This is a genomic window from Phycobacter azelaicus, assembly GCF_014884385.1.
Taxonomy (GTDB): Bacteria; Pseudomonadota; Alphaproteobacteria; order Rhodobacterales; family Rhodobacteraceae; genus Phycobacter; species Phycobacter azelaicus.
Window position 1 is genome coordinate 1,221,307 of the sequence record NZ_WKFH01000003.1, and the last position, 21,729, is coordinate 1,243,035.

Here is a 21,729-nt window from a genome sequence, read left to right on the forward strand (position 1 = left end):
TGCAATGATAGCGCGATGACTGACAGCCTGACGATCCTTGGCCTAGAAAGCAGCTGCGACGATACCGCGGCCGCGGTGGTGCGCCAAACTGATGGTGCCCCGGTCGAGGTTCTGTCATCCGTCGTATTCGGCCAGACCGAGCTGCACAGCGCCTATGGTGGCGTGGTGCCCGAGATCGCCGCCCGCGCCCACGCAGAAAAGCTGGATATCTGTGTAATCGAGGCGCTGAAGGAGGCTGGCCTGACCCTCAAGGATATGGACGCCATCGCGGTCACCGCTGGCCCCGGTCTGATTGGTGGCGTGATGTCCGGCGTGATGTGCGCAAAGGGGATTTCTGCCGCCACCGGCCTGCCCCTCATTGGCGTGAACCACCTTGCGGGCCATGCGCTGACGCCACGGTTGACCGATGACATTCCCTTTCCCTACCTGATGCTGTTGGTGTCCGGCGGACACTGCCAGTATCTGATCGTGCGTGGACCTGAGGAATTCACCCGCCTTGGCGGCACCATCGACGATGCCCCCGGCGAAGCCTTTGACAAGACTGCGCGCCTTTTGGGTCTTCCGCAGCCCGGCGGCCCTTCGGTTCAGGCCGAGGCGGAAACAGGTGATCCCAAACGCTTCCGCTTTCCGCGCCCGCTTTTGGATCGCCCCGACTGCAACCTGTCCTTTTCAGGCCTCAAAACCGCACTTATGCGGATGCGCGACCAGATCGTCGCGGAGAAAGGCGGGCTGACCCGGCAGGACCGCGCGGATCTTTGCGCCGGTTTTCAGGCAGCCGTGGTTGACACCCTGGCCGAGAAAACCCGCCGCGCCCTCGCACTGTACATGCAAGAGAACCCGGCGACTCCGACCGTTGCCGTTGCCGGTGGTGTCGCCGCCAATACCGCCATTCGCGCCGCCCTGCAGCAGGTCTGCGCCGAGGCAGGCGCCGCCTTTACCGCGCCGCCCCTGCGCCTGTGCACCGATAACGCCGCGATGATCGCCTATGCCGGGCTTGAGCGTTACAGATCCGGCGCCCGCGACGGTCTGGATCTGTCCGCACGTCCTCGCTGGCCTCTGGACCAGACGAGCCCCGCCCTGATCGGCTCGGGCAAGAAAGGGGCCAAGGCATGAGCGTTTCCGTCCTGGGCGCCGGTGCGTTTGGCACTGCCCTTGCAATCTCTTTGGCCGGGAACGGGCCAGTCAACCTATGGGCGCGCAGCAAGGCCCATGCGGATCAGATGGCACAGAATGGCCGCAACGAAGCCCGTCTGCCCGGTGTCGATCTTCCAGAAAACCTGAGCGTAACCTCCGATCTGAATGAAGCGTGCCAAAGCGGAACGATCCTGCTGGCCGTGCCAATGCAGAAACTGCGCGAGCTGCTTTTGGAGAACACCAATCTTCTTGGCGGAAAAACCCTTGTGGCCTGCTGCAAGGGAATCGAGCTGAGTACGGGCCTTGGCCCGGTCGCAGTCATTCGCGAGTGCCTGCCCGATGCATATCCCGCGCTTCTAACCGGTCCCAGCTTTGCCGCTGATATCGCACGCGGACTTCCCACAGCGCTGACACTGGCCTGCGAGGACCCCGATTTGGGGGAGGCTTTGCAAAAAGAGCTGACCACCGCGAACCTGAGGCTTTACCGCACCACCGATACCGTCGGCGCAGAACTGGGCGGGGCCTTGAAGAATGTGATCGCCATTGCCTGCGGCGCGGTGGTTGGCGCCGGTCTTGGCGAAAGCGCGCGCGCGGCGCTGATGACCCGCGGGTATGCCGAGATGCAGCGCATGGCGTTGGCCTGCGGTGCCCGCGCAGAAACCCTTGCGGGACTGTCTGGCTTTGGCGATCTGACCCTCACCTGTAGCTCCGATCTGTCGCGCAACTACCAGCTTGGGCTGGCGATTGGCCGAGGCGATTCCTTTGACCCCAGTATCACCGTCGAAGGTGCCGCCACCGCTCGCGCGACAGCAGAAAAGGCCTCAGGAATGGGTCTGGATATGCCGATCACGCGGACAGTTGTGGCTTTGATCAATGGCGACTTGACGATTCAAGATGCAACCGCTCAACTGCTGTCACGACCATTAAAAGAGGAATAAAATGCTTATAGCATTGATTGCACGCGATAAACCCGGCCATTTGGATACCCGGATGGCGAATCGCGCCGCGCATCTGGCCTATATCGAAGAGACCGGATCGGTCGCTCAGGCCGGACCTTTGCTGGATCAGAACGGCGAAATGGTCGGATCGCTTATCATCCTTGATGTCGAGGACATGGCGGCGGGCGAAGCCTGGGCAGCGGGCGACCCATACAACAAGGCGGGTCTCTTTGAGGCGGTAGAGCTGATCACCTGGAAAAAGGTTATCGGCTGATGGGCTATTGGCTGTTCAAATCCGAACCCTCGACCTGGAGCTGGCAGGATCAGCAAGCCAAGGGTGACGCGGGCGAGGAATGGGACGGCGTGCGCAATTACCAGGCGCGCAATTTCATGCGGCAGATGCAGATCGGTGACCGCGGCTTCTTCTATCATTCTCAGAAGGAGAAATCGGTGGTCGGCATCGTGGAAGTCTGCGCAGAGGCTCACCCTGACAGCACCACCGATGATGACCGCTGGGACTGCGTCGATATCCGCGCGGTACGCTCTTTCGTAAAACCCGTTTCGCTGGCGCAAATCAAATCTGACCCGCGACTGTCCGATATGGCACTTGTCAAAAGTTCGCGCCTTTCGGTGCAACCTGTGACAGAGAATGAATGGCGGGTCGTCTGCGCTTTGGGTGACACAGATCCGGATTGACCTCACAGCATAACGCTGGGTTGCCGAACTCTGATATCGCTGGTTCTGGATACAAGACGCCGCAAATCAAAAAATCGCTTTGCACGTATAGGATGCTTTAAAACCGAAAAAGGGAAGGCCCTGTGAAAGCAGGACCTTCCCTTCACCCCGCGTGCTCCATATCCACCACACGCGTATGAGAAATTCGGTTCCTGCCTTCCTGGCGGGTTGTCTTATTGATAGCCTTAAAGCACCCGTTCGTGCAATCTAATAGCCCGGACAATACCCCTAAAATGCAACATGCATTCTGAGTATGTTTGACGTCCTATTCTAAGGCATCACTGAACACCGGATCCCCGATCAAGCAAGGCCTGGTCAAAGAACTCGCACCCAGCAATCCGCCCGTTCCAAACAAACACCTATTTTGGGAACAAGTATATCAAAGCAATGCGCGCGGCCCAACCGGATGGCCCCCCTGGTGCGGAATCGACGTAGTAGCGGATCCCTCCTGCCAAGCTTACCGGCTGTTTTCCAAAGGTCGTGACCTTGCTGTAGATCAGAGAAACGGGAATCGAATCTGTGTCCCGCACCCAGTCATGGGTGCCTTCAACCTGCAGCGTCAGGGTCTGCCCGTTGCCGAGCGCTCGCGCCACGAAGGGCTGGTAGAATGTGGCGCTGACATCCATTGGGCCATCCACATCCCACAGGTGATTGATGAGGCCACCATAGGTCCAACCGTTTTTTTGCCACAAAGCCACAGCCGTGGGACCAGCAGCAAAAGTATTCGCGCCCAGAGCGTTGTCAGTTGCCGTTGGCAGCAAAAACACGGGCCCTACCCCCCAGATCAATCCACCCGCCGTCGGAGCCTTGGGCGAAAAGAAAATGCTCTGCACTATGTCACCGACGCCCGTTTGCCTTGATCCCGGAACCACATCGTTTTGTGTGGTCAGGGGCACGATCGTGCGCGAAATCAGGTTCCAGTTGTCATTCAGCGAAAATGGAATGACAGGCTGAACGTTCACGGTCACACGAGAGCCTTCACCCCCCGCACCAATCCCGCGATCATAGTTGAACTGAAACGGGACGCTGATCAGGTCAGCCACTGGATTTGCCAGCTGCTTTGCAAGCGTGTCTTCGTCAGAGGCTTGGACGCTGCCGGATACACCGACGAGTATGGAGAAAACCAAAAGGGCGAAACGGGAAAATCTGAGAGAGAACATGACGGCTCCAAATTATGTAGCAAATCATATCATGCAAAAGCCCCCGCGAATTTGTGCGGGGGCTTTGTCGTTTGGATTTTGGCGATGTGTTGCTCAGTATCTGTAGTGTTCCGGCTTGAAGGGGCCCTCGGGGCTGACGCCGATGTAGGCGGCCTGTTCCGCGCTGAGCTGGGTCAGCTTCACACCGATCCGGCCCAGGTGCAGGCGCGCGACCTTTTCATCCAGATGCTTGGGCAGGATGTAGACCTCGTTCTTGTAGTTTTCACCGCGGGTCCACAGCTCGATCTGGGCCAGAACCTGGTTGGTGAAGGAGGCCGACATCACGAAGGACGGATGCCCCGTCGCATTGCCGAGGTTCAGAAGACGCCCCTCGGACAAAAGGATCAGACGGTTGCCCGAGGGCATCTCGATCATGTCCACCTGTTCCTTGATATTGGTCCACTTGTGGTTCTTGAGGCTCGCCACTTGGATCTCGTTGTCGAAATGGCCGATGTTGCCGACGATGGCCATGTCCTTCATCTCGCGCATGTGCTCGATGCGGATCACGTCCTTGTTGCCGGTGGTGGTGATAAAGATGTCGGCTTGCCCCACCACATCCTCGAGCAGCACAACCTCAAAGCCGTCCATCGCCGCCTGCAAAGCGCAGATCGGGTCGGCTTCGGTCACCTTGACCCGCGCGCCCGCACCCGCCAGCGAGGCGGCCGAGCCCTTGCCCACGTCGCCATAGCCGCAGACCACCGCGACCTTGCCCGCCATCATCACGTCGGTGGCGCGGCGGATGCCGTCGACCAGCGATTCCTTGCAGCCGTATTTGTTGTCGAACTTCGACTTGGTCACCGAGTCGTTGACGTTGATCGCCGGAAAGGGCAGCTGGCCGTCCTTGACCAGCTGATAGAGCCGGTTGACGCCCGTCGTGGTCTCTTCGGAGACGCCCTTGATCGCATCGCGGGTCTTGGTGAACCAGCCGGGCGAGGCCGCCATCCGCTTTTTGATCTGCGCCTTGATGACCTCTTCTTCCTCGGATTGTGGCACCGGGAGGATGTCTTCCCCGGCCTCGGCGCGAGCGCCCAAGAGGACATAGAGCGTCGCATCGCCGCCATCGTCGAGGATCATGTTGGCGCCCTCGGGGAACATGAAGCTCTTGTCGAGGTAATCCCAGTGCTCCTCAAGGGTCTGGCCCTTGATGGCAAAGACCGGGATGCCCGCCTCGGCGATGGCCGCCGCCGCGTGATCCTGGGTCGAGAAGATGTTGCAGGAAGCCCAGCGCACATCGGCGCCCAGCGCCACCAGCGTCTCGATCAGAACCGCGGTCTGGATGGTCATATGCAGCGAGCCGACAATGCGCGCGCCCTTCAGGGGTTTGGCGTCCCCATATTCCTCGCGCAGAGCCATCAGCCCTGGCATCTCGGTCTCGGCGATGTCCAGTTCCTTGCGACCAAACCCGGCCAGCGAGATGTCTTTCACGATATAGTCCGCGCCCATTGGCAAACTCCATTCTGGGTAAACACAACTTGCCAAAGCTGCTAACACCACAATCCTTTACAAGCAACGAAGATGGATACCGGAACAAACAAGGCCAGCGACCAAAGGGGGGACGCTGGCCGATTGAGGGTTTGCGCAAGCCAGGCCGACAGGGTAGGCACGGACCCAATCGAGACAAAAGACTGACCTGACCCATGGCTTCGAAACCTGCCCGTGCCTGGCAACGCATGTTGTCCGGGCGTCGTCTGGACCTTCTGGATCCCACCCCTGTCGATATCGAGATCGAGGATATCGCCCATGGGCTGGCATTTGTGGCGCGTTGGAACGGACAGACGAAAGGCGATTTCGCCTATTCGGTGGCCGAGCATTCGCTGCTGGTTGAAACGCTGTTCACCCGGCTTTATCCCAAAGCCCCGGTGAAATGGCGCCTTGCGGCCCTGCTGCATGATGCCCCGGAATATGTAATCGGCGATATGATCTCTCCGGTCAAAGCCGCTGTTGGTCCCGGATATGAAAGCCTCGACGAGCGGCTGACCACAGCGATCCATGTCCGGTTTGGCCTACCGGCCGCGCTGCCGAAAACCATCAAGTCCAAAATCAAGCGCGCTGACAAGATCAGCGCCTGGATGGAAGCAGTACAGATCGCCGGGTTTTCGGAAACAGAAGCCAACAAGTTCTTTGGCCACCCCGACCCCCAAAACATTTCAGATCTGTCAATCCAGCTTCGCCCTCCAGTCGAGGTCCGCCATGATTTCGTGGCGCGACACACCGAGCTGTTGGCCCTGCTTTAGGGTGCGGCGCTTTTGGCAGCGCGGCGGGCGCGACGCATTTCGCGCACCCGTTGCTGTTTGAACTCGGGCGACTCGATGAAACGGTCTCCACCGCCAAAGCCCTTGTCGGCCAAGATCTGACTGCGCTCTGCATCACTCAGCACCGGCCATTCGGCGTCAGCAGCAATGAAGCCATGCTGCGCGAGGGCACGACCGATGACCGCGTGGTCGATCTCACCAAAACTGTTGCGGTTCGATGTCGGCTTGTTCTTTGGCACCCATTCGGTGCGCAAAGCACCGATCACCAGAGGGTTGCAGCGGCAGAAATGCGCGACATTGGCAGCCAACAGATTATTGGCCCCGGAACGACGCCGCAGAACGATGGCCACCTTCTGATCCGGACGCCCCACCATGGCATAAAGGTGAATGGCCGACCCATCTGCCGCAATTACATATTTGGCTGCCTTGTAGCGCGCCAGTTGTTCGCGCAGGCTGTGCTCTTGCGGGTGGAATATCTCGTAGCCTTCGCCGCGCAGCCGCTCTTCCATCTGCTCTTCACCCAAAAGGCCACCCTTGCTGAGACCCAGTTTCGAGCGGGAGATATAAATCCTCTCCGGTCCTTCCGGTTTCACATCGCGGGCAAAGCTGCTGTGGATGGCGGTACGGAACTTACGCGTCCCTTGCGTGATCTGACCGAGGCCAAAACCCTGGCCCGGAACCACCAGCTCTTCAACTTCTGTAGGCTTCGCAGCCACTCTGATCGGCAGGCCGGGCGCAAAGAGATCGATGAATTCGCGTTGAAATCCACGCGTCTCATCCCCGACGCTGGGGCGTTTGGGAATGAACAACACCCCATCGACAGGCTGATCCAGATGCGCCAGCGCCCACAACCGGGAAGAGCTTTCCACCAGGAAATGCCCAAAATGCACCCACAGAACGCCACCCCAAAGCCAGCGGCCCGAAACCGTCTCCTTGATCTCTTTTGGCTGGTCTGGCGCAACGGTGATCGGGCGGAACCTGCGCCAAAGCGCACCTTGCGGGCAGTAGGCCCCATCCGCCTTCAGAATTCCGGCCTTTTGGACAAGGGCGCTTTCGACAGGCGGTACGACGCGCGCGTTCCTGACGGTCACAATCTCTTCGGACCACCCGCCCCCCGGCATCGGCTGATTTTCGGGTCCGCTGCCGAGCTCTGTCATCTGGTATCCTGTCGTGGCAAGAGCCGTTTATTTGGGGCTACGCTTTGCAAGGATCCGCTGCAGGGTACGGCGGTGCATATTAAGCCTGCGGGCAGTTTCCGAAACGTTGCGGTCGCACAGCTCGTAAATCCGCTGGATATGTTCCCAGCGCACGCGGTCCGCGCTCATAGGGTTTTCCGGCGGTGGCGGCAACTCATCATCAGAAGCCAAAAGCGCGTTGGTGATGTCAGTCGCATCTGCGGGCTTTGACAGATAGTCCGTCGCGCCGATCTTGACGGCGGCGACAGCGGTGGCGATCGCGCCATAACCGGTCAGAACCACAACGCGGCTTTCCGGGCGTTTCTCTCGGATCACCTCGACCACATCGAGACCGTTGCCATCTTCAAGCCGCAGATCAACGACAGCATAGGCCGGAGGACGCGCTGTTGCGATGGCGCTGCCACCCGCTACAGAGCCAGCTGTCTCTACTTCAAAGCCGCGTTTTTCCATGGCCTTGGCAAGACGCCGCAGGAACGGTTCATCGTCGTCGACCAGCAAAAGAGATTTGTCGGGTCCGATGTCCTGTTGTGCCGCTTCGCCCATGACCGCTCCTTCCGCGTTCCTCATCATGCTTTTGTTATTGATATTATGTGCCGGAAGGGAAAGGTCAAATGCAGGCTGAGCTTACATGTTATCGATAAAGCAGCCGATTTTCTCTGCCATTTGCTCAGGTGTGTCATCGCGGCGGAAAAACTCGACGAAGCCATCTTGCGGCAGAACCAGGTAAGAGAAGGTCGAGTGATCCACCAGATAGTAGTCCTCATCCCCGTCCTGCTTTTTGTAGTAGGTCTTGTAGGCTAGGCTCGCCGCCTTGACCTGCTCGTGTGATCCGGTGAGGCCGATCATCTTTTCGTGCAGGTTATAGGCAAAGTCACCAACCACCTCGGGTGTGTCCCGATCCGGGTCGATGGAGATGAAAACAGGCGTCACGCTATAGCCACGTTCGGCCAACACATCAACGGCCTCGGCATTGCGCGCCACATCCAGCGGGCAGACATCTGGGCAAAAGGTATAGCCAAAATAGACCAGCGAAGGCTCGGTAATCACATCCTTGTCGGTAACGGTTTCGCCCTTGGCATTTACCAGCTCGAACGGACCGCCAATAGCACCTGCGCCACCGGCAATACTGCTGCTGCGGCACTGTGCAAACTTGTCATCGCTGTCACCAGGCCGTGTCAGAAACCAGGTTCCTCCGGCAACGATGGCAATGAACGAGACGGCAAGCAGAGCATAAAGGCGGGTCATTTGATCACACTTTGCAAAAGGGAAGGGTTATTGATCGTTTTCGGCGCCAGACCTATCAAGAAACTCAGCCGATGCAACTGGCGCAAGGCGTCACACCACAGCTTGGCGCGAAATCGTGATGATATCAGATTAAGGCGCTGGAGATCAGGAGATGCAGATGAGCGACACCCAGTTCGGCCTCATGCAGGGCCAGGAGCGCAGCCACTGGATTCGTCTGCGCACGCTGATTCTGCTGCGGTGGGTGGCCATTGCCGGACAGATCACGGCGATCATTGTGGCTCAATACGTCTACAAGCTGCAGCTGGAGCTCGGTTTATGCGTCTTGGCCGTCGGTGTGGCGGTTGTGGGTAATCTTGTTGTCACCCTGATGTACCCGGAGAACAAGCGCCTGTCGGAATTTGAAAACTTTCTGATGGTGCTCTTTGACCTCCTGCAGCTGGCATTTCTGCTGTATCTGACCGGCGGTCTGCACAATCCCTTTGCCCTGCTCGTTCTGGCACCTGTGACGATTTCTGCAGCCATGATGGGCCTGCGCCCAACCCTGATCATCGGCGGCGCCGCCATCATCCTTGTAACTTTGATGGCTGAATTCCACTTTTCGCTGCGCACCGAACAGGGGTTCTTGCTGCGCGTTCCCGATATCTTTGTCTTTGGCAACTGGACAGCCATCGTGATCGCGATCCTGTTCATCGGCGCGTATTCCTTTCGCATCAGCGCAGAAATCCGCAGCATGTCCGACGCGCTGGCGGCCACACAACTGGCCTTGTCGCGCGAACAGAAGCTGACCGACCTTGGCGGCGTTGTGGCCGCCGCAGCACACGAGCTGGGAACGCCATTGGCCACGATAAAGCTGACCAGCGCCGAACTACTTGATGAACTGGAAGACAGGCCAGACCTGCGCGAGGACGCGTCTCTGATCCGGGAACAGGCCGACCGCTGCCGCGATATCCTGCGCAGCATGGGGCGGGCAGGCAAAGATGATCTGCATCTGCGCCAGGCCCCTTTGTCGACAGTGATACATGAGGCCGCCGAGCCCCATGTGAATCGCGGCAAGACGATCATCATGCACGAAGCCCCACTTGCGGCAGACAGCCTTCAGCAGCCCACGATCTTGCGCAAACCGGAAATTATCCACGGGCTGCGCAACCTGGTTCAGAATGCCGTGGATTTTGCCGACAGTACCGTCTGGATCGATGCGGCCTGGGATCATGAGATCATCCGCATCACGATCAGCGATGATGGGCGCGGCTATCCCTCACAGCTGCTGGGCCGAATTGGTGATCCGTTCGTGCGGCGGCGGCGGATGCCATCGGAACGCAAACAACGCCCCGAATACGAAGGAATGGGACTTGGCCTTTTCATCGCCAAAACCCTGCTGGAACGCAGCAGCGCTTCCTTGCGATTCACCAACGGGTCGAACCCTCTGCCCGGCCTGATCCTGCCAAAGGATCGTCTTGGCGCGATTGTCGAAGTCTCGTGGCCCCGCGGCAAGATTGATGCGCTTCACGGAGAAAACGCCGTTCCAAAGGGGGAAAATCGAAAAATAGAATTTTAGCTATTCATTTTTTGGCAACTAATTAAACTTCACTTAACCATTATTGGTGAACCATTGACGGACGATAGGTGACCTAGGCAGGACAAAATGCAAAACATCGTTTCGATCGAATGGTTCATCCTGGCAGCCCTCTGCGCAGCCACGGCAGCCGCTGCGGTCTGGTGGCTATCTCCGGCCACGCGGTCCAACTCGCTTGAACAGGATCTGTTGACCAGTGACGGGCGGACGGATGCCGTGTTTCTCTTCGACGATACCACACTGATCGGATGGTCCTCGGGCGCACGCAAATTCATCGGTGACCATGCCGAAAGCTTCAGCTGGAGCATGCTTCGGGACCAGCTGTCCCGAAACTATCCCGGCCTGCCGCAATCTCCCGGTTTCCTGAAAGATGTAGGTCCGCTGGTCCTGTCCGGAACCGCAGCCGCCGAAAGCCGCGAAGCGCATTGCGAGTGGATCGACGGGATCACACGCGTGCAACTGCGCCGCTCGACCCTGGATGAACAGAACCGGTCGCTGGACCAAGAGCTGACCACCCTGCGGGCGGCCGTGCACCAGGCGCCCTACCCTGTCTGGCTACAATCGGACGAAGGGGAAATTACCTGGTCGAACCTGGCCTACGACGATCTGATCCAGAAAATTCGCGGCCGCGGCTCGGATGTTGCAGAACCTCTGTTCTCCGAACTGGACCAGCCCAAGACCAGCGGCAAACCGGAGCGGATCTCCATCCCCCTACCCGAAAGCACCAAGCGTCTTTGGTACAACATCTCGACAACCGAAACAGAAGCCGGCTGGCTGTGCCATGCCGTCGATGTGAACGCGGTTGTCGATGCCGAAGTAGCCCAACGCAACTTTGTGCAGACCTTGGCAAAGACCTTTGCCCAGCTTTCCATCGGCCTTGCGATCTTTGACCGCAACCGCCAGCTGGTCTTGTTCAACCCGGTTCTGGTGGATCTGACGGCACTGTCGCCCGATTTCCTAAGCTCGCGCCCCAACCTGATGAGTTTTTTCGACCGTCTTCGCGATCAACGCATGATGCCCGAGCCGAAGAACTATTCCAGCTGGCGTCAGCAGATGGAAGATCTGCTGAAGGCCGCCGCCGAAGGGAACTACCAGGAAACCTGGTCGCTGCCCTCAGGTTCTGTCTATTCCGTCTCTGGCCGCCCCCATCCCGATGGTGCGATTGCGTTCCTGTTCGAAGACATCACCGCAGAAGTGTCCCTGACGCGTCAGTTCCGCTCCGAACTTGAAATGGGTCAGTCGATCATGGATCAGATGGACGAAGCCATTGCAGTCTTTGCCAATGACGGCACCATGACCTTCTCGAACACCGCCTACCACAAGCTGTGGAAGATGGACCCTGACGCCAGCTTTGCCAAAGTTTCTATCATGGATGCCAGCCGCGTCTGGCAGGACACCTGTGATCCGACCCCGGCCTGGGGAGAGATTCGCGATTTCGTCGCTGCAAATGATACCCGCGAGCCTTGGTGGACCAAGGTGAAACTGCGCGATGGCACCCCTATGATGTGCAAGGTCAGCGGTATTCAGAACGGCGCGACCATGGTCAGCTTCCGCGACCCTGATCTCAGCCTTCCACGCGCTGATCAGGAACGTTTCACCATCGCGGACCATAGCTAGCACGTTACGATATCCGGCGCCCCTCGCGCCGGGCAATCCCGCTTGCAGCGCGTAGCGCACAAGGCCATTGTGGGGCCATGATCGAAAGCCCGCTGCACTGCTCTCTCAGCACGCCTGAAAAAACCGCCGAACTGGCCAGAGACATCGCCGGGGCCTTGGGTCCGGGCGATTGTCTGCTTCTTGAAGGCCCCATCGGCGCCGGCAAGACCCATTTTGCCCGCCATCTGATCCAGTCCCTGCAGGATCAGCCCGAAGATGTGCCCTCTCCCACTTTCACGCTGGTGCAGACTTACGACGTTCAGGCCGGAGAGCTGTGGCACGCAGACCTTTACCGGCTCAGCGTGCTGGATGAAGTCGAAGAGTTGGGCCTCATCGCAGCTTTTGACGATGCCGTCACCCTGGTCGAGTGGCCGGACCGACTGGAAGAGCTAGCGCCCGCCCATGCGCTGCATCTGACCTTTGACCTTGATCCCGAAGACGAGGACGCCCGCCGACTGACCCTGCGGTGGAGTGATGAGAAATGGCAGCCATTGATGGAGCGCATAATTCCATGACAGACAGATCCAACCTGATTTCTGCGTTTCTGAATGAGGCAGGCTATGGCACTTGGGCACGTGCCCCGCTGGCAGGCGATGCTTCCATGCGCCGCTACGAACGGCTCACCTCCCACAATGGCGACAACGCAGTCCTGATGGACGCCCCTCCGGACAAGGGCGAGGATATCCGCCCCTTTGTAGAGGTGGACTCCTACCTGCGCGAACAGGGCATAAGCGCTCCTGTAATTCTGGCGCAGGACGCCGACACCGGTCTCCTCCTGACCGAGGATCTGGGCGATGCGCTGTTCAGCACCGTCATCGCACAGGATCCGAAACAGGAAATGCCGCTCTACCGCGCGGCGACAGATCTTTTGATCGCGCTGCATCAGGCTCCGGTACCCGATCTGGCGCCCCTTGGACCGCGTGTGATGGCAGAGATGGCAAGCCTCGTGATGACCTCCTACCGCGCTGGCATCCTTGGGGAAGAAGACGACGTTCTAACCCGCCGTTTCGAGGACCAGTTCGAAGACATTCTTCGCCAAAGCGTGAAGGGCGATCCGGTCTTTGTGCATCGGGATTTCCACGCGCAAAACCTGTTGTGGCTACCGGAGCGTGACGGCATTGCCCGCGTCGGCGTCATCGATTTTCAGGACGCCCGCGCAGGACACCCCGCCTATGATCTGGTCTCTCTTTTGCAGGACGCCCGCCGGGATGTCCCGGCAGGGGTCGAGATGCAGATGATCGACCACTATATCGAGGCATGCGGCGTGGATGCCTCGGGTTTTCGCACCGCCTATGCAGTGATCGGCGTGCAGCGGAACCTGCGTATCCTGGGTATCTTTGCGCGGCTATCACAGAAAATGAACAAGCCGCAGTACCTTGATCTGATCCCACGCGTCTGGGAGCACGTCATGCGGGGGTTGGAGCACCCAGCCCTTGCAACGCTGTCAGAGTGGCTGCGGCACGAACTGCCCGCGCCCAGCGCGGAACACCTTGATAGGCTCAGATAGATGTCCAGAGATCTCCCCCGTTCGATCATGGTCTATGCGGCCGGGTTTGGCACCCGCATGAAAACGCTGACCCGTGACATGCCAAAACCGATGATCCCGGTCGCCGGGCGGCCGCTGATCGACCACACGCTGGATCTCGCCCGCGCTGTTGATCCCGAGCGCATCGTCGTCAACACCCACTACAAAGCCGATATCCTGCAAAACCATCTGGCACCGCAGGACGTTCTGATCAGCGACGAACAACCGGAGATCCTCGATACCGGCGGCGGGCTTCGCCATGCGCTGCCCCTGCTGGGCGGTGGGCCGGTCTATACCTCGAATTCTGATGCCATCTGGGCCGGACCCAACCCGTTTCAGATGCTGCGCGCGGCCTGGGATCCGGCACGAATGGACGGTCTGATGATCTGTGTGCCGCTGGCGCGCGCAGTCGGGAGGCAAGGTGGCGGTGATTTCTCGGCCGATGAGGCCGGTCGTATCTCCTGGGGCGGAGATCTAGTCTGGGGCGGCGTTCAGATCATCAAAACGGCTGGTTTGAGCGCGATCAAGGAGCAAACCTTTTCCACCCGCCTTCTGTGGAACCCGATGATCAAAGCCGGACGCCTGGTGGCGCTGGAATACCCCGGCCACTGGTGCGATGTGGGCCACCCCGAGGGCATCACCTTGGCGGAACAATTGCTGACAGGTGCGCATGTTTGAGATCCAAGGCAAACCCCGCGTCTTTGCCGTTCCCTGCGGCGTCGATTTCCCACGTGCGCTGGTGGATGGCATGATCGCCCGCAGTGCAGGACAGCCGCCCGAAGCATTGGCCCGCACCGAAGTCATCGTCAACACCGCCCGCATGCAGCGCCGGGTGCGCAGCCTGTTTGACGCGGGCCCCACCCTACTGTTGCCACGCCTGATGCTGCTGACCGATCTGGCCCAGCGCGCCGCGCTCAGCGGGTTGCCACCGGCCCTCCCCGCCCTGCGCCGCCGCCTTGAGCTGTCACAACTGATTGCCAAGCTGCTGGATGCGCAACCGGATCTGGCGTCGCGGGCCTCGCTCTATGATCTCTCCGACAGCCTTGCGACGCTGTTTGATGAGATGCAAAGCGAAGGCGTCAGCCCTGAGACCATCCGCAATCTCGATGTATCGGACCAATCGGACCACTGGTCGCGCGCGCAGCAGTTCATTGCCATCGCGGATGAATTCGTGGACCGCACCGATGACGCCATGGACAAGGAAACCCGCCAGCGGCAAGTGGTTTTGACCCTGATCGAACAATGGCAGAGCGCACCGCCGCAGCATCCGGTCATCCTTGCAGGCTCAACCGGCTCGCGTGGCACCACCTTGATGCTGATGGAGGCGATTGCCCGCCTGCCCCAGGGCGCCGTAATCCTTCCGGGATTCGACTTCGACCAGCCGGACCGCGTGTGGGAAGGGCTGGACGATCCGCTGATCTCTGAAGACCATCCGCAGTACCGGTTCTACAGGCTGATGAAGGATCTGGAGCTATCGCCGCGTGATGTGCAGCCCTGGACCCCGGATGCCCCGCCCTACCCTGCGCGCAACCGGATGGTGTCGCTCGCGCTGCGCCCCGCGCCTGTCACCGACGCCTGGATGAGCGAGGGACCACAGCTGACTGATCTAGACCACGCGACCGACACCATCACGCTGGTCGAAGCTCCGAACCCAAGGGCCGAGGCACTCGCCATCGCCCTGCGTCTGCGCCAAGCCGCCGAAGATGGCCAGACCGCCGCACTGATCACCCCGGACCGGATGCTGACGCGGCAGGTCTCCGCCGCGCTGGACCGCTGGGACATCCTGCCCGATGATTCCGCCGGCCAACCGCTGCAACTCTCGCCTCCCGGTCGCTTCCTGCGCCATGTGGCCGAGCTGTTCTGCCACGAGCTGACACCGGACAGGTTGCTGACTCTGCTTAAACACCCGCTGACCCACGACGGGCCAGAGGCCCTGCGCGGGGAACATCTGCGCCACACCCGCGATTATGAATTGCACCTGCGCCGCCATGGTCCACCCTTCCCGGATGCAGAAAGCTTTGCCGCCTATGCCGCCGCGCATGATCTGATGCCGGGCTGGGCGGACTGGCTGAGTGAGAGTTTTGCGAGCCAAACCATCCCTGGCAATTTGTCCCTGTCCGAGTGGATTGCACACCTGCGTGGGCGTGCTGAAGGCATCGCCTCTGGCAGTCAGAAAATGGGCAGCGGCACCCTGTGGGACAAGAAGGCCGGTCAAAAGGCGCTCGAGGTTATCACCGATCTCGAAGAAAACGCCCACTACGGCGGCGAAATGAACGCGCGCGATTTTGCCGATCTCTTGGGTGCGCTTCTGGCGCAGGGAGAGGTGCGCGACCGCGATGCGCCCTATGGATCGATCATGATCTGGGGCACGCTTGAGGCCCGCGTGCAAGGCGCCGATCTGGTCATTCTGGCTGGCCTCAACGAGGGCAGCTGGCCCGAGGCCGCCAGCCCCGATCCCTGGCTCAATCGCCAAATGCGCCACAAGGCAGGGCTGTTGCTACCTGAACGACGCATCGGTCTGTCGGCGCATGACTTCCAGCAGGCCGTCGCCGCGCCCGAGGTTTGGCTGACCCGCGCCGTGCGCTCCGAAGAAGCCGACACCGTGCCCTCGCGCTGGCTCAACCGGATGATGAACCTGCTGCGCGGCCTGCCAGATCAAGGCGGGCGCGCCGCCTTGGAGACGATGCGCAGCCGTGGTCAGATCTGGCTTGACTGGTCCACCGCGCTGGAGGCTCCGTTGCCGAGCAATCCCGCCCAGCGCCCTGCCCCGCGCCCGCCGGTTTCCGCCCGCCCACGAAGACTGTCGGTCACGGAAATCCCCCGCCTGATCCGCGACCCATATGCGATCTACGCCAAACATGTACTGCGCCTCAGACCGCTGGATCCTTTGATGCGCGAACCTGATGCGCTGCTCCGGGGGATTGTCGTGCACGAGGTTTTTGAACACTTCATCCGCGACAGCCGCGCGAACCCCGACCTTTTGACACCTGAAACGCTCATCGAACGCACCCGGTCTGAGCTTCAATCCAAAGTGCCCTGGCCCGTCGCCCGCAGCCTGTGGCTGGCGCGCATCGCCCGCATCGCAGAAAGCTTTGTCGCAGGGGAGCGGACCCGTCGCGCCGTGGCGCGCCCCTCGGGGTTCGAAAAGAAAGGTGGGATCCGGCTTGACCCCCTTGATTTCGAGATCATCGGACAAGCCGACCGGATCGATGTGGATGAACGCGGCGGCCTGCATCTGTTCGACTACAAGACCGGCGATCCCCCGAGTGAGAAACAGCAGCGCGCCTTTGACAAGCAGCTTCTGATCGAGGCCGCCATGGCCGAACAGGGCGCCTTTGAAGACTATGGCGCGGCGCGGGTGGAGCGCGCAGTGTTCATCGGCCTCAAATCCCCGATCAAGGAGGTTCCCGCCCCGCTGGCCGATGAACCCCCGGCCAAGGTCTGGGCGGAACTCAAGAAACTGATCGAAGCCTATTTCGACCCTGAACAAGGCTATAGCAGCCGCCGCATGGTGCACCGGGACGATTTCGCCGGGGATTTCGATCACCTTGCCCGTTACGGAGAATGGGATCGCAGCGACACGCCCAAGCCGGAGGATCTGAAATGAACGCGCCCCGCGATGCAGCCTCTGAGGCGCAGTTCCGCGCCGCGCGGCCCGATGCCTCCACCTGGCTGGCGGCCAATGCCGGGTCGGGCAAGACCAAGGTGCTGACCGACCGGGTGGCGCGGCTTTTGTTGAAAGGCGTACAGCCACAACACATCCTGTGCCTCACCTATACCAAGGCCGCAGCCAGCGAGATGCAGAACCGTCTGTTCCAGCGTCTAGGTGAGTGGGCAATGCTGGGGGATGCGCATCTTGCCACTGCGCTGGAAGAACTGGGCGCGGGCGATGTGGCCCATGGCGAGGGGCTGGCACAGGCACGCACGCTGTTTGCCCGCGCGATTGAAACGCCCGGTGGCCTCAAAATCCAGACGATCCATTCCTTCTGTTCCTCCCTGTTGCGGCGCTTTCCGCTGGAGGCTGGTGTCAGCCCGCAGTTTTCCGAGATGGAAGACCGCGCTGCCACGCTTTTGCGCGCCGAAATCGTCGAGGACATTGCCAAGGGGCCGGAAGCGCATCTGGTCGATGCCCTCGCCCGCCACGTTGCAGGCAGCGATTTTGACGAGCTGACCGCCGCCATCTGCCAGCGCCGTGCCGAGTTCGCAGCGCCGCTGGATCGCGCAGAATTGCTGAAACTGTTCGATCTGCCGGTAGGATTTGATGCCGCCGCGCTAGAGGCTCTGGTTTTCCTTGGTGGTGAGGCTGATCTGCTCAACCACATCCGCGAAATGCTGGCGCAAGGCGGCACAAACGATCAGAAAGCTGCCGCAAAGCTGGCCGGGATAGCCACGCCAACAATGGCTGACTTGCCTTTGTTAGAGACTGTTTTTCTGACGGGTGCGAGCGCCAAGGAACCCTTCACGGCCAAGATCGGCAGCTTCCCGACCAAGAAGCTGCGCGAGGCGCATGGCGATCTGATGAACCAGCTTGAGCCGCTAATGCTGCGGGTGGAGGATGCCCGCGCCAAGCGTCTGGCCCTGATGGCAACGGAGAAATCCGAAGACCTGCACGCCTTTGCCGCCGTGTTCCTGCCGGAATACGAGCGGCGTAAACAGCTGCGTGGCTGGCTCGACTTTGACGACCTGATCCTGAAGGCGCGGAACCTATTGAACGATCCGGCGGTGGCGGCCTGGGTGCTCTATCGCCTCGATGGCGGCATCGACCATATCCTGGTGGACGAGGCGCAGGACACCAGCCCGGTGCAATGGGACGTGATCGAGAAACTGGCGCAGGAATTCACATCCGGCGCCGGGGCGCGCTCCGAGGTGGAGCGCACAATCTTTGTCGTCGGGGACAAGAAACAGTCGATCTATTCCTTCCAGGGTGCTGACCCGGATGCCTTTGACCGGATGCAGGAAGAGTTCGGGCAGCGTCTGGCCGAAACAGGCGTCGGTCTTCAGAATGCGGCGCTGGAGTTTTCCTTCCGGTCTTCTGCGGCGATTCTGAAACTGGTGGATCTGGTGTTTCAGGATTATCCCCGCGCCGGGTTTCATAAAGAATCGCTTCACCGTGCCTTCAAATCCGACCTGCCAGGCCGGGTGGATCTTTGGCCTGCGGTCGAAAAGGTGGACGACGAAGAGGATCGCGACTGGACCGATCCCGTGGACCGGCCCGGTGCACGCCATCACACGGTGATCCTGGCCGAACGCATCGCGCGTGAGATCAAGCGGATGATCGACACCGGCGTGACCATCCCCGAAGACGGCCCCACGCGTGGCACTTTTCGGCGCCGCCCCGTTCATGCCGGCGATTTCCTGATCCTGGTGCAGCGCCGATCCGAGCTGTTCTCTGAAATCATCCGCGCCTGCAAAGCCGCCCGCCTGCCCATTGCCGGGGCTGACCGGCTGAAAGTGGGCGCGGAACTGGCGGTGAAGGACATCGCGGCACTTCTGTCCTTCCTCGCCACGCCCGAGGATAGCCTGTCGCTGGCCGCCGCGCTGAAATCGCCGCTGTTTGGCTGGTCCGAACAGATGCTGTTCGACCTCGCGCACCGGCGCAAACCGGGTAGCTATCTGTGGACGGCCCTGCGGGAGCGGGCGACAGAGTTTGCCGACACGATGGAAATCATCGACGATCTGCGCAGTCAGACGGACTTCCTGCGCCCCTATGACCTGATCGAACGGGTGCTGACCCGCCACAAGGGGCGCCAAAGGTTGCTGGGCCGTCTGGGCCCCGAGGCGGAAGACGGGGTCAACGCGCTGTTGTCACAGGCGCTGGCCTATGAGCGTACGGATATCCCCAGCCTAACCGGATTTCTGGTTTGGATGCAGACCGACGATCTGGAGATCAAACGCCAGATGGGCGCGGCTGGCGATATGATCCGGGTCATGTCGGTGCATGGCTCCAAGGGGCTGGAAGCGCCGATCGTGATCCTGCCTGACACCGCCAAGCGCAAGCCTCCCACGGACGCAGAAATCATGGTGGCCGAGGGCGCGCCGCTGTGGCGGGTGCCAAAAGACCAGATGCCCGCCGCCATGCGAACCGCGCGCGAGGCCGCGCAGGAAAAGCAGCGAAATGAACGACTGCGGCTTTTGTATGTGGCTCTAACACGGGCGGAAAAGTGGCTGATCGTTGCCAGTGCCGGGGAACTGTCGAAAGACGGCGACAGCTGGTACCAGATGGTCGAAGGCGCCCTGCGCAAAGGCGGCGCGGTCGAGGTGGATATGCCCGGCGGGCCGGGTCTCAGGATGCAGCATGGCAATTGGGAGGGGCTGGAATTTGTGCACAGCGAAGCTCCCGACGCCAAAGAGATCACACTGCCTGATCTGTTCACGCGCCCTGCCGCGCCCTATGTGGCGCCGGACCCTACGCTCAGCCCCTCGGATCTGGGCGGCGCCAAGGCCTTGCCCGGCGATCTGGGCCTGGGGGAAGAGGCCGCCAAGGCACGCGGAACCGCCCTGCACCTGCTGCTTGAGCACCTGCCTAGTCAGCCCGAGGAAGACTGGCCCGCTCTGGCGCAGGCGTTGCTGGGCGGAGCCGAGGATAGCGAAACGCTCCTTGATGAGGTCGGCGCCGTACTGCGCAACCCGGATCTGTCTCATGTGTTTGCGCCAGATACATTGGCCGAAGTACAGGTTACTGCCGAGATCGACGGTCAGCGCCTGCATGGGGTAATTGACCGCCTCATCGTGGAAGCAGACCGTGTTCTGGCGGTGGATTTCAAATCCAACGCGACCGTGCCGCAAAGCGTGGAAAACTGCCCCGAAGGATTGCTGCGGCAAATGGGCGCCTATGCCCTGGCGCTGGCGCAGATCTACCCGGAGAAAACCGTGGAAACCGCCCTTTTGTGGACCCGTAACGCGGCGCTCATGACCCTCCCGCACGATCTTGTGACTGCGGCCTTTGCGCGGCGCGGGGAACCTTGACGAGACCTTAAGGCCTACATAGGTTCCGCACCCAGTTGCCACTCATTTCAGGAGACATGCATATGTCCACCGTAGCCGTCACCGACGAAACCTTTGACGCCGAAGTCAAGAACTCCTCCGTCCCCGTAGTCGTGGACTTCTGGGCCGAATGGTGCGGCCCCTGCAAGCAGATTGGCCCCGCTCTGGAAGAGCTGGCCGCCGAGTATGGTGACAAGGTCAAGATCGCCAAGGTCGATGTCGACAGCAACCCGAACTCCGCCGCCGCCATGGGCGTGCGCGGCATCCCGGCGCTGTTCATCTTCAAGGACGGTCAGGTTGTCTCGAACCGCGCCGGCGCCGCTCCCAAGGCCGCGCTGCAAAGCTGGATCGACGAAAGCATCTAATCCAAGCTGCTTCGGATAACAGATTTTAAGGGCGCCCGGGTGGCGCCCTTTTTCGTTGGCTCTCGCCCGGATACCGGGGACCCGGAACGATGCAAACGCCACGGCCCTGCAACGAGGTTCACAAATTTGGTCGGCAGCTATTTCGGCGCGCGCGAGAAAACCATTTTCTGGTTCGCCAGCTTCTCCTGATCGCCCACCCACGCATAGCACAGGAGCGATGGATTATGTTCGGCGACAGTGATCCTATGAAGCTGCCCCGGCGGGTTGAAGATCAACGATCCCGGTGCATAGACTCCTTGGTCATTCTCTGACACGGCCCCGGAGAGGCAGATATAGCTTTCCGAAATCCCGTCATGGGCATGGGCGGGATAGGTGCAGCCCGGTGCAAATAGAACCAAGCCCAGGATCACCTCATCGGTCATCACCGGGCCAGTGGGTCCGGCAAGTTCTGCATAGGCATATTTGCGCTCCAAACCGCGTGGCACTTTTTCATAACCGTACTGCCAGACAAGATGCTGCCGGACCGCCTCGATCGCGCGGATAAAGGCTCCGTGACGTTCCTGCCGCCCATTGTCGAGCGCCCGCTGCAGATGCGCGGTCACCGGTTTGTCAACACTCTCGCCCGCGCGCACCTCGGCATTGGATTTCAAAACACGACTGATTCTTTCGCGCACCATGCGCTGATGGGCGCGGATCTTGACGCTGCCGCCTGCAGAAAGTCGGCGGTAGAATTCATAGAAATCCCGCAAAAGGTAGTCCCATTCGGGACAGTCCTTCAGTCGCTTCTGATCCGTCATATCAAGGCCCTTCTTGTGGCATTTGCCCAACATGTCACCAAGGTCGGGAGGCTCTATCCTCACAGCGACGCGACGATGTCGCAATGCGCAGACTTTACCCGACACGTACCCAAAGCCCCCTTTCAACTCG

Annotated in this window: 19 protein-coding genes; 13 read left to right on the top strand and 6 right to left on the bottom strand. The window is 60.5% G+C overall.

Annotated features, from left to right (window positions below):
- The first annotated feature begins 15 nt into the window (after positions 1 to 15).
- Genes tsaD through INS80_RS06860 form a run of 4 tightly spaced genes read left to right on the top strand, consistent with a single transcriptional unit; the run spans position 16 to position 2,768 of the window.
- Entirely contained in the window at positions 16 to 1,113 is a 1,098-nt protein-coding gene (gene tsaD / locus INS80_RS06845) for a tRNA (adenosine(37)-N6)-threonylcarbamoyltransferase complex transferase subunit TsaD (protein ID WP_192964916.1), read from the top strand.
- Positions 1,110 to 2,072, top strand: a complete 963-nt coding sequence (locus INS80_RS06850) for an NAD(P)H-dependent glycerol-3-phosphate dehydrogenase (RefSeq protein ID WP_192964917.1) — start codon at positions 1,110 to 1,112, stop codon at positions 2,070 to 2,072. The genes tsaD and INS80_RS06850 overlap by 4 nt, the downstream gene beginning before the upstream one ends.
- Position 2,073: 1 nt before the next feature.
- On the top strand, positions 2,074 to 2,346 hold the full coding sequence (locus tag INS80_RS06855; protein WP_192964918.1) for a YciI family protein: 273 nt from the start codon (positions 2,074 to 2,076) through the stop codon (positions 2,344 to 2,346).
- The gene (locus tag INS80_RS06860) at positions 2,346 to 2,768 is read left to right on the top strand and encodes an EVE domain-containing protein (RefSeq protein ID WP_192964919.1); all 423 of its coding nucleotides are present in this window, start codon (positions 2,346 to 2,348) and stop codon (positions 2,766 to 2,768) included. Before INS80_RS06855 ends, INS80_RS06860 begins: the two co-directional genes overlap by 1 nt.
- 398 nt (positions 2,769 to 3,166) lie before the next feature.
- Here the strand turns inward: INS80_RS06860 and INS80_RS06865 are convergent, their stop codons facing one another.
- Complete coding sequence (locus tag INS80_RS06865; RefSeq protein ID WP_192964920.1) at positions 3,167 to 3,967, bottom strand: transporter; 801 nt, start codon at positions 3,965 to 3,967, stop codon at positions 3,167 to 3,169.
- Positions 3,968 to 4,060: 93 nt separating this feature from the next.
- Positions 4,061 to 5,449 carry an adenosylhomocysteinase gene (ahcY, locus tag INS80_RS06870; protein ID WP_192964815.1) on the bottom strand — a complete coding sequence of 463 codons (1,389 nt, stop codon included), beginning with the start codon at positions 5,447 to 5,449 and terminating at the stop codon, positions 4,061 to 4,063.
- A 194-nt stretch (positions 5,450 to 5,643) separates the two neighbouring features.
- Here ahcY and INS80_RS06875 point away from each other — a divergent pair, with 194 nt between their 5' ends.
- Positions 5,644 to 6,240: an HD domain-containing protein gene (locus INS80_RS06875; protein WP_192964921.1), complete on the top strand. Its 597-nt coding sequence runs from the start codon at positions 5,644 to 5,646 to the stop codon at positions 6,238 to 6,240.
- On the opposite strand, the gene INS80_RS06880 is transcribed toward INS80_RS06875, so the two are convergent.
- The 3 genes from INS80_RS06880 to INS80_RS06890 all read right to left on the bottom strand — a co-directional run bounded on the left by INS80_RS06880 (position 6,237) and on the right by INS80_RS06890 (position 8,699).
- Positions 6,237 to 7,415, bottom strand: a complete 1,179-nt coding sequence (locus INS80_RS06880; RefSeq protein ID WP_192964922.1) for a glycosyltransferase family 61 protein — start codon at positions 7,413 to 7,415, stop codon at positions 6,237 to 6,239. The genes INS80_RS06875 and INS80_RS06880 overlap by 4 nt on opposite strands.
- 27 nt (positions 7,416 to 7,442) lie before the next feature.
- Positions 7,443 to 7,997: an ActR/PrrA/RegA family redox response regulator transcription factor gene (locus tag INS80_RS06885; RefSeq protein ID WP_192964923.1), complete on the bottom strand. Its 555-nt coding sequence runs from the start codon at positions 7,995 to 7,997 to the stop codon at positions 7,443 to 7,445.
- Positions 7,998 to 8,078: 81 nt separating this feature from the next.
- Positions 8,079 to 8,699 (bottom strand): SCO family protein, encoded by a 621-nt coding sequence (locus INS80_RS06890; RefSeq protein WP_192964924.1) that lies wholly within the window; start codon positions 8,697 to 8,699, stop codon positions 8,079 to 8,081.
- Positions 8,700 to 8,856: 157 nt separating this feature from the next.
- Here INS80_RS06890 and regB point away from each other — a divergent pair, with 157 nt between their 5' ends.
- The 8 genes from regB (at position 8,857) to trxA (ending at position 20,802) form a co-directional block, all read left to right on the top strand.
- Positions 8,857 to 10,254 (top strand): sensor histidine kinase RegB, encoded by a 1,398-nt coding sequence (gene regB, locus INS80_RS06895; protein WP_192964927.1) that lies wholly within the window; start codon positions 8,857 to 8,859, stop codon positions 10,252 to 10,254.
- 87 nt (positions 10,255 to 10,341) lie between these two features.
- Entirely contained in the window at positions 10,342 to 11,889 is a 1,548-nt protein-coding gene (locus INS80_RS06900; RefSeq protein ID WP_192964928.1) for a PAS-domain containing protein, read from the top strand.
- A gap of 77 nt (positions 11,890 to 11,966) precedes the next feature.
- On the top strand, positions 11,967 to 12,443 hold the full coding sequence (tsaE, locus tag INS80_RS06905) for a tRNA (adenosine(37)-N6)-threonylcarbamoyltransferase complex ATPase subunit type 1 TsaE (protein WP_192964929.1): 477 nt from the start codon (positions 11,967 to 11,969) through the stop codon (positions 12,441 to 12,443).
- Entirely contained in the window at positions 12,440 to 13,435 is a 996-nt protein-coding gene (locus INS80_RS06910; protein ID WP_192964930.1) for an aminoglycoside phosphotransferase family protein, read from the top strand. The genes tsaE and INS80_RS06910 overlap by 4 nt, the downstream gene beginning before the upstream one ends.
- Complete coding sequence (locus INS80_RS06915; protein WP_226892580.1) at positions 13,436 to 14,131, top strand: nucleotidyltransferase family protein; 696 nt, start codon at positions 13,436 to 13,438, stop codon at positions 14,129 to 14,131.
- Entirely contained in the window at positions 14,124 to 17,060 is a 2,937-nt protein-coding gene (addB, locus tag INS80_RS06920) for a double-strand break repair protein AddB (RefSeq protein ID WP_192964931.1), read from the top strand. The genes INS80_RS06915 and addB overlap by 8 nt, the downstream gene beginning before the upstream one ends.
- Complete coding sequence (gene addA, locus INS80_RS06925) at positions 17,057 to 20,419, top strand: double-strand break repair helicase AddA (protein ID WP_192964932.1); 3,363 nt, start codon at positions 17,057 to 17,059, stop codon at positions 20,417 to 20,419. Before addB ends, addA begins: the two co-directional genes overlap by 4 nt.
- A gap of 62 nt (positions 20,420 to 20,481) precedes the next feature.
- Positions 20,482 to 20,802, top strand: coding sequence for a thioredoxin (trxA, locus tag INS80_RS06930; protein ID WP_008205718.1), 321 nt, complete (start codon positions 20,482 to 20,484; stop codon positions 20,800 to 20,802).
- A 137-nt stretch (positions 20,803 to 20,939) separates the two neighbouring features.
- On the opposite strand, the gene INS80_RS06935 is transcribed toward trxA, so the two are convergent.
- Positions 20,940 to 21,599, bottom strand: coding sequence for a dimethylsulfonioproprionate lyase family protein (locus INS80_RS06935; protein WP_192964933.1), 660 nt, complete (start codon positions 21,597 to 21,599; stop codon positions 20,940 to 20,942).
- Between the last annotated feature and the right edge of the window lie 130 nt (positions 21,600 to 21,729).

Bases quoted from the DNA above. Each gene is read 5' to 3' on its own strand.
- INS80_RS06860 (WP_192964919.1), top strand. From the start codon at position 2,346: ATGGGCTATTGGCTGTTCAAATCCGAACCCTCGACCTGGAGCTGGCAG.
- regB (WP_192964927.1), top strand. From the start codon at position 8,857: ATGAGCGACACCCAGTTCGGCCTCATGCAGGGCCAGGAGCGCAGCCAC.
- tsaD (WP_192964916.1), top strand. From the start codon at position 16: ATGACTGACAGCCTGACGATCCTTGGCCTAGAAAGCAGCTGCGACGAT.
- INS80_RS06865 (WP_192964920.1), bottom strand. From the start codon at position 3,967: ATGTTCTCTCTCAGATTTTCCCGTTTCGCCCTTTTGGTTTTCTCCATA.
- INS80_RS06855 (WP_192964918.1), top strand. From the start codon at position 2,074: ATGCTTATAGCATTGATTGCACGCGATAAACCCGGCCATTTGGATACC.
- INS80_RS06910 (WP_192964930.1), top strand. From the start codon at position 12,440: ATGACAGACAGATCCAACCTGATTTCTGCGTTTCTGAATGAGGCAGGC.
- INS80_RS06885 (WP_192964923.1), bottom strand. From the start codon at position 7,997: ATGGGCGAAGCGGCACAACAGGACATCGGACCCGACAAATCTCTTTTG.
- INS80_RS06915 (WP_226892580.1), top strand. From the start codon at position 13,436: ATGTCCAGAGATCTCCCCCGTTCGATCATGGTCTATGCGGCCGGGTTT.
- INS80_RS06875 (WP_192964921.1), top strand. From the start codon at position 5,644: ATGGCTTCGAAACCTGCCCGTGCCTGGCAACGCATGTTGTCCGGGCGT.
- addB (WP_192964931.1), top strand. From the start codon at position 14,124: ATGTTTGAGATCCAAGGCAAACCCCGCGTCTTTGCCGTTCCCTGCGGC.
- INS80_RS06900 (WP_192964928.1), top strand. From the start codon at position 10,342: ATGCAAAACATCGTTTCGATCGAATGGTTCATCCTGGCAGCCCTCTGC.
- INS80_RS06850 (WP_192964917.1), top strand. From the start codon at position 1,110: ATGAGCGTTTCCGTCCTGGGCGCCGGTGCGTTTGGCACTGCCCTTGCA.
- trxA (WP_008205718.1), top strand. From the start codon at position 20,482: ATGTCCACCGTAGCCGTCACCGACGAAACCTTTGACGCCGAAGTCAAG.
- ahcY (WP_192964815.1), bottom strand. From the start codon at position 5,449: ATGGGCGCGGACTATATCGTGAAAGACATCTCGCTGGCCGGGTTTGGT.
- addA (WP_192964932.1), top strand. From the start codon at position 17,057: ATGAACGCGCCCCGCGATGCAGCCTCTGAGGCGCAGTTCCGCGCCGCG.
- INS80_RS06935 (WP_192964933.1), bottom strand. From the start codon at position 21,599: ATGACGGATCAGAAGCGACTGAAGGACTGTCCCGAATGGGACTACCTT.
- INS80_RS06890 (WP_192964924.1), bottom strand. From the start codon at position 8,699: ATGACCCGCCTTTATGCTCTGCTTGCCGTCTCGTTCATTGCCATCGTT.
- INS80_RS06880 (WP_192964922.1), bottom strand. From the start codon at position 7,415: ATGACAGAGCTCGGCAGCGGACCCGAAAATCAGCCGATGCCGGGGGGC.
- tsaE (WP_192964929.1), top strand. From the start codon at position 11,967: ATGATCGAAAGCCCGCTGCACTGCTCTCTCAGCACGCCTGAAAAAACC.